This is a genomic window from Salipiger sp. ABF4_146 (genome assembly GCF_056161345.1).
This window is the reverse complement of sequence record NZ_JBSWYX010000007.1, coordinates 147,589-161,184: the sequence shown is the minus strand read 5'-3', so window position 1 is coordinate 161,184 and position 13,596 is coordinate 147,589. Positions and strand designations below refer to the sequence as shown.

Annotated in this window: 12 protein-coding genes; 7 read left to right on the top strand and 5 right to left on the bottom strand. The window is 66.6% G+C overall.

Features of this window, described 5'->3' with window-relative positions; genetic code table 11:
- The first annotated feature begins 43 nt into the window (after positions 1–43).
- Positions 44–1,672 (top strand): citramalate synthase, encoded by a 1,629-nt coding sequence (gene cimA, locus ACXAJT_RS12160; RefSeq protein ID WP_475235617.1) that lies wholly within the window; start codon positions 44–46, stop codon positions 1,670–1,672.
- Positions 1,659–2,435 carry a squalene/phytoene synthase family protein gene (locus tag ACXAJT_RS12155; protein WP_475235615.1) on the top strand — a complete coding sequence of 259 codons (777 nt, stop codon included), beginning with the start codon at positions 1,659–1,661 and terminating at the stop codon, positions 2,433–2,435. Before cimA ends, ACXAJT_RS12155 begins: the two co-directional genes overlap by 14 nt.
- Before the next feature lie 43 nt (positions 2,436–2,478).
- Here ACXAJT_RS12155 and ACXAJT_RS12150 read toward each other — a convergent pair whose 3' ends face one another.
- A complete protein-coding gene (locus ACXAJT_RS12150; protein ID WP_475235613.1) occupies positions 2,479–3,693 on the bottom strand; it encodes an MFS transporter in 1,215 nt (404 codons plus the stop codon).
- Positions 3,694–3,846: 153 nt separating this feature from the next.
- Here ACXAJT_RS12150 and ACXAJT_RS12145 point away from each other — a divergent pair, with 153 nt between their 5' ends.
- Positions 3,847–4,491: a DNA-3-methyladenine glycosylase family protein gene (locus ACXAJT_RS12145; protein WP_475235610.1), complete on the top strand. Its 645-nt coding sequence runs from the start codon at positions 3,847–3,849 to the stop codon at positions 4,489–4,491.
- Positions 4,488–5,153: an alpha/beta hydrolase gene (locus ACXAJT_RS12140; protein ID WP_475235608.1), complete on the top strand. Its 666-nt coding sequence runs from the start codon at positions 4,488–4,490 to the stop codon at positions 5,151–5,153. The genes ACXAJT_RS12145 and ACXAJT_RS12140 overlap by 4 nt, the downstream gene beginning before the upstream one ends.
- 84 nt (positions 5,154–5,237) lie before the next feature.
- Here the strand turns inward: ACXAJT_RS12140 and ACXAJT_RS12135 are convergent, their stop codons facing one another.
- On the bottom strand, positions 5,238–5,669 hold the full coding sequence (locus ACXAJT_RS12135) for a VOC family protein (protein ID WP_475235607.1): 432 nt from the start codon (positions 5,667–5,669) through the stop codon (positions 5,238–5,240).
- A 189-nt stretch (positions 5,670–5,858) separates the two neighbouring features.
- Between ACXAJT_RS12135 and ACXAJT_RS12130 the strand changes: the two genes are divergently transcribed.
- On the top strand, positions 5,859–6,443 hold the full coding sequence (locus ACXAJT_RS12130) for an HNH endonuclease (protein WP_475235605.1): 585 nt from the start codon (positions 5,859–5,861) through the stop codon (positions 6,441–6,443).
- Positions 6,444–6,547: 104 nt separating this feature from the next.
- Here ACXAJT_RS12130 and ACXAJT_RS12125 read toward each other — a convergent pair whose 3' ends face one another.
- The 3 genes from ACXAJT_RS12125 to ACXAJT_RS12115 form a co-directional block, all read right to left on the bottom strand.
- On the bottom strand, positions 6,548–7,048 hold the full coding sequence (locus ACXAJT_RS12125; protein WP_475235604.1) for a bactofilin family protein: 501 nt from the start codon (positions 7,046–7,048) through the stop codon (positions 6,548–6,550).
- Positions 7,038–8,345: a DUF5930 domain-containing protein gene (locus ACXAJT_RS12120; protein WP_475235602.1), complete on the bottom strand. Its 1,308-nt coding sequence runs from the start codon at positions 8,343–8,345 to the stop codon at positions 7,038–7,040. The genes ACXAJT_RS12125 and ACXAJT_RS12120 overlap by 11 nt, the downstream gene beginning before the upstream one ends.
- Positions 8,346–8,665: 320 nt before the next feature.
- Positions 8,666–9,118 carry a peroxiredoxin gene (locus ACXAJT_RS12115; protein ID WP_475235600.1) on the bottom strand — a complete coding sequence of 151 codons (453 nt, stop codon included), beginning with the start codon at positions 9,116–9,118 and terminating at the stop codon, positions 8,666–8,668.
- 88 nt (positions 9,119–9,206) lie between these two features.
- Here ACXAJT_RS12115 and ACXAJT_RS12110 point away from each other — a divergent pair, with 88 nt between their 5' ends.
- Together ACXAJT_RS12110 and queA are read left to right on the top strand one after the other, a co-directional pair.
- Positions 9,207–12,485, top strand: coding sequence for a YhdP family protein (locus ACXAJT_RS12110; RefSeq protein WP_475235598.1), 3,279 nt, complete (start codon positions 9,207–9,209; stop codon positions 12,483–12,485).
- A gap of 52 nt (positions 12,486–12,537) precedes the next feature.
- The gene (queA, locus tag ACXAJT_RS12105) at positions 12,538–13,587 is read left to right on the top strand and encodes a tRNA preQ1(34) S-adenosylmethionine ribosyltransferase-isomerase QueA (RefSeq protein WP_475235596.1); all 1,050 of its coding nucleotides are present in this window, start codon (positions 12,538–12,540) and stop codon (positions 13,585–13,587) included.
- Positions 13,588–13,596: the final 9 nt, after the last annotated feature.

Below are 13,596 nucleotides of genomic sequence, written 5' to 3'. Positions count from 1 at the left end.
CGCGCGCCTTGCTCTGCGCCTCTGGAAACGAAGGGAGGACCGCATGAAGGACCGTCTCTATATCTACGACACCACCCTGCGCGACGGGCAGCAGACGCAGGGCGTGCAGTTCTCCACCGCCGAGAAGCACCGCATCGTCGCGGCGCTGGATGCACTGGGGGTCGACTATATCGAGGGCGGCTGGCCCGGCGCCAACCCCACCGACAGCGCCTTCTTTGACGAGGTTGGCCAGACCCGCGCCACCGTCACCGCCTTTGGCATGACCAAGCGGGCCGGGCGCTCGGCGGCCAATGACGACGTGCTGGCGGCGGTTCTGAACGCGGGCACGCCGTCGGTCTGCCTCGTTGGCAAGACCCATGAGTTCCACGTCACCACCGCGCTCGGCATCACGCTTGAGGAAAACCTCGAGGCGATCTCGTCTTCGGTGGCGCATTGCGTGGCGCAGGGCCGCGAGGCGCTGTTCGACGCGGAACACTTCTTTGACGGCTACAAGGCCAACCCCGGCTACGCGCTCGACTGCGTGAAGGCGGCGCTGGAAAACGGCGCGCGCTGGGTGGTACTGTGTGACACCAATGGCGGCACGCTGCCCGACGAGGTGGGGCGGATCGTGCGCGAGGTGATCGCTGCGGGCGTGCCCGGAGACAAGCTTGGTATCCACACCCACAACGACACCGAGAACGCTGTCGGCTGTACGCTGGCGGCGATCGACGCGGGTGTGCGGCAGCTGCAGGGCACGCTCAACGGTCTGGGCGAGCGCTGCGGCAATGCCAATCTAACCACGCTGATCCCGGTGCTGCTGCTGAAAGAACCCTACGCCAGCCGTTACGAGACTGGCGTCAGCCGCGAGGGGCTGGAGGGGCTGACCCAGATGAGCCGCATGCTCGACGAGATCCTCAACCGCGTGCCGATGCGGCAGGCGGCCTTTGTCGGCAGTTCGGCCTTTGCCCATAAGGCGGGGCTGCACGCCAGCGCGATCCTCAAGGATCCCACCACCTACGAGCACATCGAGCCGGGGCAGGTGGGTAACCGCCGCGTGATCCCCATGTCGAACCAGGCCGGGCAATCGAACCTGCGTCGCCGTCTTGCCGAGGCGGGGCTGGAGGTCGAAAAGGGCGACCCGGCGCTGGGTCGCATTCTCGAGCGGATCAAGGCCAAGGAGTCCGAGGGCTACACCTACGACACCGCGCAGGCGAGCTTCGAGCTTCTGGCGCGCGACGAGTTGGGGCTGCTGCCCGAGTTCTTCGAGGTGAAGCGCTACCGGGTGACCATCGAGCGCCGCAAGAATAAATACGATCAGATGGTCTCGCTGTCCGAGGCTGTGGTCGTGGTGAAGATCGACGGCGAGAAGAAGCTGTCGGTGTCGGACAGCCTCGACACCGAAGGCCACGACCGCGGCCCGGTGAACGCGCTGTCAAAAGCGCTGGCCAAGGACCTCGGCCCCTATCAGTCGATGATCGACGACATGCGACTGGTGGACTTCAAGGTGCGCATTACCCAAGGCGGCACCGAGGCGGTGACGCGGGTGATCATCGACAGCGAGGACGGCGCCGGGCGGCGCTGGCAGACCGTGGGCGTCAGCGCCAACATAGTGGATGCCTCCTTCGAGGCGCTGCTTGATGCGGTGCGCTGGAAACTGATCCGTGACAGCGGGGCCGCGCGTGCAGCTCAGTGATGACCTCGTCGCCTGCGCCGGGCTGATCGAGCGCGGCGATCCCGACCGTTTCGCCGCCGCCATGGCCGCGCCGCCCGAGGCGCGGCGCGTGCTGTTTCCGCTTTACGCGTTCAACCTGGAGGTGGCGCGGGCCCCATGGGTGACGCAGGAGACGATGATCGCCGAGATGCGCCTGCAATGGTGGCGCGACGCGCTGGAAGAGATCGCCAAGGGCGGCGTGGTGCGACGGCACGAGGTGGTCACGCCGCTGGCGGATGTGCTGGACGCCGAGACCGCAGCGCGGCTCGACCCGCTGGTCGGGGCGCGGCGCTGGGACATCTATCGTGATCCGTTTGAAGACGAGGCGCATCTGACCCGCTACCTCGAGGAAACCTCGGGCCTGCTGCTGCTTGCGGCAGGACAGGCGCTTGGCGGGATCGACGAGCAGGTCGCGCTGGATGCAGGCTATGCCTTTGGGCTCGCGGCCTTCCTGCGCGCGGTGCCGGAGCTTGAGAGCAAGGGCCGGGTGCCGCTGCTCGACGGGCGGCCCGAGGGCGTCGCGGCGCTCGCACAGGGCGGGCTGGATCGGCTGGATCGGGCGCGCAAAGGCTTTGGCGCAGTGCCGAAACCGTCGCGCCCCGCGTTGCTTGCGGGATGGCAGGCGGCGCCGTTGTTGGCCTTGGCGGCGAAAGAGCCGCAACGTGTCGCCGAAGGGGCGCTGGAGCTTTCGGAATTCTCCAAACGGGCGCGGCTGGTGAAGGCCGGCTTCACCGGGCGGGTCTGAGTCACCGCATCAGACTGCGACGGGCGAGGCCCGCCGCCGGGCCTCACTCTGCCGGCTGCTCTTCGGGGCGCAGCACCAGCCAGATCAGCGCGCCGCCCGCCAGCACGAGGAAGGGCGCCATGGCGAGAACCACCGCGGTCCAGCCTTCCTGCGGCGTGCCGCCCGAGCAGTTCATCAGCCCGCCCGATGCCAGCGAGGCAAAGGTCACCCCGCCGAACACCAGCAGGTCGTTCAGCCCCTGCATGCGGCCGCGCTCTTCGGCAGTATGTGCACCTGCCAGCATGGTGGTCGCGCCGATGAAGCCAAAGTTCCAGCCGATCCCCAGCAGCACCAGCGCGATGAAGAAGTTCTCTAGCTCCACGCCGGTCATCGCCACCGCGCCCGCGCCAGCGAGGATGAAGAGCCCGAGGCCCATGATCTTTTCCACGCCAAAACGGTTGATCATCTGGCCGGTAAAGAAAGACGGCGCGAACATCGCCAGCACGTGGGCGCTGACCACATTGGCCGCATCCGAGGTCTCGAACCCGCAGCCGACCACCGCCAGCGGCGTCGAGGTCATCACCAAATTCATCAGCGCGTAGCTCACCATGCCGCAGATCACCGCGACGGCGATGCGCGGGGTGGTGATCAGCTGCCAGCGGGTGCGGCCATAGGGGCTGCCCTCGGCAGGGGCCGGGGGCTTGGGAATGTCGAGGAAGAGAAACAGCAGCGAGCCCAGCAGGTTCACCGCGATCACCGCGGCGTAGGTGCCGAAGAAGGGGATCACATAGGCGTCTGCCGTCAGCTTCACCACCTGCGGGCCGATCAGCGCCGAAACCAGCCCGCCGGCCATCACATAGGAAATCGCCTTGGGCCGGAACGCTGGCGACGCGGTGTCGGCGGCGGCGAAGCGATAGAACCCCTGCGCCGACATGTAGAGCCCGGTGATCAGGCTGCCGAGCAGGAAGATCGGGAAGGACTGCAGGTACAGCCCCGTCGCTCCGACGATGCCGCCAAGTGTGCCGCCAAAGGTGCCCAGAAAGAACCCCGCGCGGCGCCCGAAGCGCTGCATGAAGGCCGACACCGGCGTGGCCGAGAGCATCGTGCCCAGTACGATCAGCGAGATCGGCAGCGTCGCAAGGCACGGGTTGGGGGCCAGAGACTGCCCGGCCAGTCCGCCGATGGTGAAGATCATCGGCATCTGCGCGCCAAGAAAGGCCTGCGCGAGAACCAGAATGGTGACATTGCGCCGGGCGCGGGACTCTGTTGTGCTGTGCATGCGCAATCGGTAGGGCGCGGTAAAGATGAGCACAAGGGGGCACGGCTGCGGCCTGACGCCGCTTGGCGTCTTTCGCGCGGTCGGATCGCCAGGGGGCGCAGCGGCAAGCTGCGTAATTGCAGGCCAATGAAAAGCGGGAAAGCGACGGCACCTATGGAGCAACATGGCCCTGTCGGGCGGATCATCCACTCGGACGCCTGCGTGGCCGAAGGGTGCGCGTGGCTGGCCGAGGCCGAGCCGCGCTTTGCCCATGCGCTTGATCTGACCGGCACGCTGCCGCTGCGACGCCGCCCGGACGGGTTCGCGCAGCTGCTCTCGGCCATCGTCAGCCAGCAGGTCAGTGTCGCCTCGGCGCGGGCGATCTGGGCGCGGCTCGAGGAGGCGGGAATGACCACCCCCGAGGCGATCCTGTCGAAAGATGTCGAGGAACTGCGCGGGCTTGGCCTGTCGCGGCAGAAGGCGACCTACGCGCAGGCGCTGGCCGCCGAGGGGATCGATTTCGACGCGTTGCGCACGGCGCCGACGCCGGTGGTGGTGGAGACGCTGACGGCGGTGAAGGGCATCGGTGTGTGGACCGCCGAGATCTACGCCATGTTCTCGCTCGGCCATGCGGATGTCTTTGCGCCGGGCGATCTGGCGCTGCAGGAGGCGGCGCGGCTGCTGTTCGAACTGGATGAACGCCCGAAGGAACGCGAGTTGCGCAAGATGGCCGAGGCATGGAGCCCGTGGCGGGCGGTTGCGGCGCGCGCGCTCTGGGCCTACTACCATGTGCAAAAGCAAAGGGAAGGTATTGCATGACCCGCGTTCTTCAGGCTGGCCGCAAGGGCCCCGCATCGGGCGAGACCCGTTCCTGCGTCGTCTTCCTGCACGGCTATGGTGCCAATGGCGCCGACCTGCTGGGCCTCGCCGATCCGCTCGCCGAGCATCTGCCCGACACGCTCTTCGTCGCCCCCGACGCGCCCGAGGATTGCGCCGGCTCGCCAATGGGCTTCCAGTGGTTTCCGCTGCCGTGGATCGACGGATCGTCGGAAGAGGAAGCCATGCAGGGCATGGCGCGGGCCATCGAAGACCTCAACGCCTTTCTCGATGCGCTGATGGTGGACGAGGACTTGCTGCCCGAGCAGGTGGCGCTCTTTGGCTTCTCGCAGGGCACGATGATGGCGCTGCACGTGGCGCCGCGCCGCGAGGACGAGGTGGCCGGGCTGGTGGGATTCTCGGGGCGGCTGATGTCGCCGGAGCTGCTGGCCGACGAAGTGGTCTGTCGTCCGCGGGTTCTGCTGGTGCATGGCGATCAAGACGAGGTGGTGCCGCCTGAGGCGCTGCCCGCCGCCGCCGAGGCTTTGCAGGCGGCAGGCTGGAAAGAGGTCTATGCCCATGTGATGAAGGGGACCGGCCACGGCATCGATCCCGAGGGTCTGGGCGTGTCGCTGGCCTTCCTGCGCGACAAATGCGGGTTCTGATCCGCCTTCGCGCGACCTCGCTGCAGGCGCCGCGCCAGTAGCGGGGCCGCGCGGCGAACCTGCGGGCGCGCCGCGCGTGGCGTGCTACCCCCAGAGCCGCGGCTCTGCCAATTCCACCGAATTGCCGCCGGGGTCGCGGAAGTAGATCGAGCGCGCGCCGTTCGGCCACGCGAAGTCGGCCTCGATCTCGACCCCGGCCTGCTGCAGCCGCTCGCGCCAGCGGTCCAAGGCCTCGCCCGGCATGGCAAGGCAGACATGGCCCGGCCCACGCGCGCCATGCGCCGGCACCGGCATCGCCGGGTTGCGTGGCGGCTTTTCCGTCTCAGTGGGGTTGAAGACCAGCAGCACGCCGCTGCCGACCCGGAAGAAGACGTGGCGATCGCCCACGCGCTGCAGCTTTTCCAACCCCATGACGTCGGCATAGAAGGCCTCGGCGGCGTCGAGATCGGCGCAATAGACCGCCGCTTCGAGCAGATGTGGCGGCGGGGCGGTGTCGGGAAGGTGTTCATCGGTCATGTCGCAAGGCTAGCGCAGGTGCCGCCCTGGTGTCATGCTCATGTCATGAGCATCACCTATGCACAGGGGCATCAGGGCATATAGCGAGGCTTGTCAGAGCCTATCCGCGATATATAGTGGTCTTACGGCTGGGGCGGGGTGTCCCGCTCTGGTGCCCTTACGGCAGACAGAGCGGGGGACGACTCACCCATGGACGGCGACTTCAGAACTCACTTCGTAAGAGAGCCTTCGGCGCTCCGGCAACACCCCGCGCTGGTGCTGAACGCGGACTATCGCCCGCTCTCGTATTACCCGCTGTCGCTCTGGCCATGGCAGGAAGCGGTGAAGGCGGCCTTCCTCGACAGGGTGGATATCATCGCCGAATACGACGAGGTGGTCCGAAGCCCCTCGATGACGCTGAAAATCCCCAGCGTCGTGGTGCTGAAAGATTACGTAAAACCGAGAAAGCGCGTGGCCTTCACGCGCTTTAATCTTTTCTTGAGGGATGAGTTCCGCTGCCAGTACTGCGGCAGCAAGGGCGATCTGACCTTTGACCACGTGGTGCCGCGCGCCTCTGGTGGTATCACCAGCTGGGAGAACGTCGTGGCGGCCTGCTCGCCGTGCAACCTGCGCAAGGGCTCCAAGAGCCTGCGCCGCGCCGGCATGTCGCTTTACCGGGCGCCCCGACAGCCCACGGCAGGGGAACTGCTGAATACCGGGCGGAAGTTCCCACCCAACCACCTGCACGACAGCTGGCTGGACTTCCTTTACTGGGATGCCGAACTGGAAGCGTGAGCAGGAGGGCAGGGCGCTACGGCGGCTTTGTCGAATGCAAGTGCGGCAAATGCAAACGCCGGGCAGAGGCCCGGCGTTTTTAAGTCAGTAGCTGGCCAAGAGCCTCAGCCGGCGCTTTGCTGTTCCGGCGCTGCGGTGGCGGGAGCCGCGCCCTTCTTGCCGGTCGAAAGCGGATCGTCGGCGCGCTGCACCGAACCCTCGAAATGGGCGCCGGACTCGATGGCGATGGTCTTGTGGATGATGTCGCCCTCGACGCGGGCGGTGGCGGTCAGGCGCACCTTCAGGCCGCGCACGCGGCCAACGATGCGGCCATTGATCACCACATCATCGGCAATGATCTCGCCCTTGATGGTGGCGCTTTCGCCGACGGTCAGCAGGTGGGCGCGGATGTCGCCCTCGATGGTGCCTTCCACCTGAATATCGCCGGTGGTCTTGATGTTGCCCGTGATGTGCAGATCGCTCGACAGCACCGAAGCCGGCGGCTTGGCTTTCGGGGCCGAAGGTTTGAACTCGGAGGTCGCGCGCGGCGTCTCGGACACGGCAGGCTTTGCCGCGCTGTCCTCAGCTTTCGGCCCCGGTTCATTGATCTTGCTCTTAGAAAACATCGTTTGCAGCCTTGATGTAGATCATGGGATTGACGGGCTCGCCGCCTACGCGAACTTCGTAGTGAAGATGCGTGCCGGTTGAGCGTCCTGTATTTCCCATAGCACCAACCTGCTGCCCGCGCGAGACCCTTTGGCCGACCTTGACGTTGATTCTGGACATGTGGGCATAGCGCGTCTCGATGCCGAACTCGTGCTGCACTTTTACAAGGCGGCCATAGCCCGACATCCAGCCCGCGTGGATCACCACGCCGTCGGCGGTGGCGTAGATCGGCGTGCCATGCGGCGCGGCGAAATCGGTGCCCGCGTGCAGGCGGCCCCAGCGCCGGCCGAAGCCCGAGGTGAAGCGGAACGGATCCTTCAACGGGACGGCGAAGGGGGCCTTCTCGGCGGCAATGCGGTAGAGGTTCAGCTTGTCCATCTCGCCAAGGATGCGGTTGGCGCGCTCGGTGTCGATCGAGGGCTCCTTCCCGCGGGTGGTGAAGGTCAGCGGGGTGAGCGGGCCGCCCTGACCCGAGTAGCCCTTGCGCACTTGGCTGATCAGGCTGTCGGGGTTCATCCCGGCGGCCTTGAACATCTTGTCGAGCGGTTCGACCGAGATGGTCATCGCGTCTTCGAGCTGTCGGAAGATGATGTCGTTCTGTTCTTCGCGCAAACGCAGTTCGGTGGCCATCTCGTCGGCGCGGACCAGCGCGTCCTGCGCATCGGCGACCACCTGATCGCGCTCTTCGGCGGTGCGGGCCAGCGCCTCGGACAGAAGGTCGAGCGTGCTATCACCTTCGGCAGAGGCGATCGCGGTGCCGCCTTCGGCCAGTTGCCCCTGCAGGGTTGCGAGGCGGGACGCGGCGTCTTCGCGCTCTTTCATTGCGGTGCCCAGCGTGGACTGGATCACGTCGATGCCGGTTTCCAGCTCGCGGCGGCGGGTCTCGCTGTCGAGCAGCTGGGACTGCATCTCGGAAACTTGCGCGAGGGCGGTGTTGAAGCGTTCCTGGGCGGCCTTGGCCTCTGCGGCGCGCACGTCACGCTCTCGCGACAACTCGTTCAGGCGTTGCTGATAGGTGGTCTGATCGCGGCGGGCCTGCTCGCGGAAGTTGCCGGCGCTGATGCTGTCCATCATCAGGATCGCGGTGGCAACGATGGTCCAGCCCATGGTGAGGGCGATGCCAAGCGTCGCGGCGGCCTGAGTGCCCGATCGGAGGCGGATGAACCGCGTGTCATTGTCCGATCTCAGAAAAAGCCGGCGTTCCGGAAAGTAGCGCTCTAGCAGCGCGTGCCATTTGATCGCGAGACGCGTTCGCACGTGTCAGTCCCTTATTCCGTCCCAGTTCTGGCGAAGGTCCCCTAATTCCTGCGCCTGCAAGGTGCCTACCAGACCACCCCAAAATCGCAACAATTTTGGGCTTGCGATTCGCTCGGAGCAGCGGATGAGCGCGCAAGCGGCGAAAACTCGCCGATCTCAGGTACTTCTTTTGTATAGGATTAACCTAGGGGCATGCCCGGATTTTCGGCACCTGGCTGCGCGCCAAGACATACGCGCTGGATCGGCGAAATCCGACGTCCGCCGGAGGCTCCCGGCGAAAAGCGTGGCCCCGGCAGAGCGCGCCGCCGGGGGAAGGGCGATCAAAGTGCCTTCACGGCCTCGAGCACCTCGTCGGCGTGGCCCGGCACCTTCACCTTGCGCCATTCGCGCGCGATCCGGCCTTCGCCGTCGATCAGCAGCGTGCTGCGCTCGATGCCCATGAAGGTCTTGCCGTACATCTTCTTTTCCTTCCACACGCCATAGGCGGTGCAGGTCTCGGCGGTTTCATCCGACAGCAGCGGCACGGTAAGCGCCTTCTTGCGTATGAATTTTTCGTGGCTTTCCAGAGAGTCCGCTGAGATGCCAAAAACTTTGGCACCCAGCGCTTCGAACTCGGGCAGAAGTCGCGAGAAATCTTGGTTCTCGACCGTGCAGCCAGAGGTGTCGTCGCGCGGGTAAAAGAACAGAACCACCTTTGCGGGGCGCAGGTCCGAGAGGGTGATCTCTCCGCCGCCGGTGACGGGAAGGGTGAAATCGGGGGCCATGTCGGACATCGCGCATCTCCTTTGGGGCAGTTCGCTTTGCGTGGTTCTTGGGCTAGAACCCGAAGAAGGACAATAGCGAGAAGAGAGCGCACTGCCAGTGACACGCCGCAGCAAAGCCAGAAAACCCCGTTCCACGCGCCGCCGTGTGGTGCTTTGGGGCTGCGGCTGCGGGGTGGGGGCGCTGCTGCTGGTCTTGGCCTTGCTGGGCGGCGGCATCTGGTACGCGATGGGGCGCTCGGTATCGGCGCCGGACTGGCTGCGCGACACCATCGAGGCGCGCTTGGCCGAAGCCGTGCCGGGGCTGGATGTGGATTTCGGCGACCTGCGGCTGCGGCTGCAATCCGATTTGCTGGCGCATATCGCGTTGACCGACGTCGATGTGCAGACCGATGCGGGCGCGCAACTGGGATCGCTGGGTTTGGTCGAAGTGGGACTGGCGCCGACGCATCTGCTGCGCGGTGATTACCAGTTGCGCACCGTGCGTGTGTCGGGCGTGCAGTTGATGCTGCGCCGCGACGCGGACGGGCAGCTGACCATGGGCATCGACGATATGCTCGCATCGGACGGACCGCTGCCCGATCTGGCCACCATCCTCGCGCTGATCGACACGCTGGCCGAAGAGCCACGGCTGGCCGGGCTGCGCGCGGTTGAGGCCGACGCGCTGACCCTGCGCTACGAGGATGCGCGCGCCGGTCGGGCATGGACTGCCGATGGTGGCCGCGTCGGACTGCGGCGCGAGGACGACACGCTGCGTATCGCCGGTGACGTGGCGCTGCTGGGCCGGGGCGATGTGCCGGCAACGCTGTCCTTCAACGCCGAAAGCCAGATCGGCGAAGACCGGGTCAGTTTTGGCACCAACCTCAGCAACCTGCGGGCGCAGGACATCGCCACGCAAAGCCCGGCGCTGGCATGGCTGAACGGTCTGCGCGCGCCGATCTCCGGCTCGCTGCGCGGTGAGGTCACGGACGGCGATGCGCTTGGCGCACTCTCGGCAACATTGCAGATCGGCGAGGGTGTTCTGCAGCCGCGCGCCGACACGCAGCCGATCCCCTTCGAGAACGCCCGGACCTATTTCTCTTTCGATCCCAAGACCGCCACGCTGACCTTTGACGAGATCTCGGTGAAGAGCCAGCTCGGCACGATGGTCTCGGACGGGCGGGCGGTGCTTGAAGGGCTGTCGCAGGGCATGCCCGGCGCCATGGTCGGGCAGTTCCGGTTCACCCAGCTAGAGGCCGATCCCGAGGGTTTTTTCGACGACAAGCTAAAACTGGCGGGCGCGGAAACCGACTGGCGGCTGAACTTTGATCCATTCCGTTTCGAGCTTGGGCGGCTGCGGGTGACGGACCCGGATCTGCCGTTGCGCGCCAGCGGCTCGCTGGCTGCGGAGGAGGGCGGCTGGCACATGACGCTGGATGCGCAGATCGACACGCTGCGCCCCGAGACGCTGTTGGCCTACTGGCCGCGGTCGGCTGCTGAGAAGGGCCGCGACTGGGTCGAGAAGAATATCTACGCCGGCACCTTCCGCGACGTCGGGCTGGCGCTGCGGCTGACGCCGGGCGGGCCGCTTGTGCCTTATCTGCAAAGCCGCTTCGATGGGCTGGAACTGACCTATTCGCGCACCCTGCCGCGGCTGATGGAGGGCGTTGGGCAATTGTCCTTCTTGCGCAACCGCCTGACTGTGCTTCTCGACAGCGGCGAGGTGCGGCCCCGCCAGGGCGGTGTGCTGCAGGGGAAGGGATCGAGTTTTGTCATCCCCGATCTGACCCAGCGCCCGATGACCGGCGAGGTCAACGTCAGGGCCACCGGCTCGCTTGAGGCGGCGCTGTCTTACCTCGACGAAAAGCCGCTGGAGGTGATGAAGAAGGCGAACAAGCCGGTGGCTCTGGGGACCGGCGAGGTGTCGGCGCATGTCCGCGTCGTCACGCCGCTCAAGAAAGGCGTGCAGCGCGAAGAGATCACGGTGATCGCCGACGGGCGGGTGACGGGGGTGGAGAGCGCCGAGGTCGTGCCGGGCAAAGTGCTGCGTGCCGAGGAACTTTATGTGGCGGTGGACGATACCGGGGTCAGCGTCAGCGGCGAGGGCGATCTGTCGGGCGCGCCCTTTGATGGCGCGTGGACGCAGTCGTTCACCCCGGACACGCCCGGCAAGGTCGAAGGTGATGTGGTGCTCTCTGAGGCGGTGTCGCAGTCTTTGGGGATCGGGCTTCCGGCGGGCACCTTCTCGGGGCAGGGGCGCGGGCGGATCGACATCACGCTGCCGAAAGGGCAGCCTCCGCAATTCGTGCTGACGTCTGATCTTGCCGGGCTGGGCGTGTCCCTGCCGCAGTTGGGATGGCGGCTGTCGCAGGGCGGCACCGGATCGCTGGAGGTCGCCGGGACGCTGGGCACGCCGGTGTCGGTCGAGACGCTGGCGCTGTCGGCGCCGGGGCTGACCGCGCAGGGGTCGGTTGCCCTCAACGAGAACGGCACGTTGCGGCGGCTGTCGCTGCCGGTGCTGCGCGCCGGGGGCTGGTTCGACGGCGCGGCTGCGCTGACCGGGCGCGGGCGCAACGCCGCGCCCGCCATGCGCCTGACCGGCAGCATGCTCGACATGCGCGGTGCACCCGTGGGGGGATCGGGCGGTGGCGGAGGCGGCGGGCCGATCGAGATTGCCGTCAACCGACTGCAGGTCACCGACAAGATCGCCATCACCAATCTGGAAGGCAGCTTCAACACCCGCCGCGGGATGAACGGCACCTTCACCGGCTCCGTCGGGGGCCGTGCGCCGGTGCGCGGCGACGTGGTGCCGCAGAACGGCGGCACGGCGATCCGCATCCGCGCGCGGGACGCTGGCGATGTGCTCAAGGGCGCGGGGGTGATGCAGAATATTCAGGACGGCACCTTCGATCTGACGCTTGTGCCGGTGCAGGGAAAGACCGGCGAATACGATGGCGCGCTGACCATCGAAGGCACCCGCATGCAAAAGAACCCGGCCGTGGTGCAGATGCTGGATGGGATCAGCGTCGTCGGCATCATCGATCAGCTGAACGGGCCGGGTATCTTCTTTTCCGAGGTCGACGCGCGCTTCCGGCTGACGCCGCAGCAGATTATCCTCACTCGGTCCAGCGCCACCGGCCCGTCGATGGGCATCTCGATGGACGGCTATGCCAATCTCGCCACCGGAATGATGGACATGCAGGGCGTGCTGTCGCCGATCTACGTGATCAACGGCATCGGCCAGCTGTTCTCGCGCAAGGGCGAGGGGCTGATCGGCTTCAACTTCAACCTGCGCGGCCCGGTCGCCGATCCGGCGGTGAGCGTGAACCCGCTTTCGGTCTTCACCCCGGGCATGTTCCGTGACATCTTCCGGCGCCCGCCGCCGCGGGTGAGCCAGTAGCGCGGCATACCCGCTGTCCAAGACCCCAGAACACCCAGAGCACCCCAGACCCATGCAGCTTTCCGATTTCGATTTCCCTCTGCCCGAGGACCTGATTGCCACGCGCCCGGCGCACCCCCGCTCTTCGGCGCGGCTGTTGGTGGCCGAGGGCGAGACGATCACCGACGCCATTGTGCGCGACCTGACCGATTGGCTGCGCCCCGGTGACCGGCTGGTGCTGAACGACACCAAGGTGATCCCGGCGCGGCTGTCGGGGCTGCGGCGCCGCTCCAGCGCGCAGGGCGACACCGAGGCGCGGATCGAGATCACCCTGCTTGAGCCGCGCGCGGGAGGGCTCTGGGCGGCACTGGTGAAGCCGCTGAAAAAGCTGCGCGAGGGCGAGACGGTGGTGTTCTCGGATAAGCTTTCGGCAACGCTGGAAGCGCGCGAAGAGGGGCAGGGCCTGCTGCGCTTTAACCTAACCGGCGAGGATTTCGATGCGGCTCTGGCCGAGGCGGGGGCGATGCCGCTGCCCCCGTATATTGCCGCCAAGCGCGCCGCCGACGCGCAGGACAAGGAAGACTACCAGACGGTCTGGGCCAAGACCTCGGGCGCGGTGGCGGCGCCGACCGCCTCGCTGCATTTCGACGCGGCGCTGCTGGCGGCACTCAAAGCGCAAGGTGTAGAGTTCACCCATGTCACGCTGCACGTCGGCGCGGGCACCTTTCTGCCGGTGAAGGTGGATGATGTGACCACTCACAAGATGCACGGCGAATGGGGCGAGGTGACCGAAGAGGCCGCCGCCGAGATCGCCGCCACAAAGGCGGCGGGCGGGCGGGTGATCCCCGTCGGCACCACCGCGCTGCGGCTGATCGAGACCGCCGCGCGCGACGCCGGGGCGATCGCGCCCTGGACCGGCGTCACCGACATCTTCATCTATCCGGGCTTCAACTTCCATGTGGCCGACGCGCTGATGACCAATTTCCACCTGCCGAAATCGACGCTGATGATGCTGGTCGCGGCTTTCATGGGCAAAGAGCGGATGGACCGCGTCTATGCGCATGCCATCGCCGAGCGCTACCGGTTCTTCTCTTACGGCGATGCCTCGCTGCTGATCCCCTGAGGCGCAGCA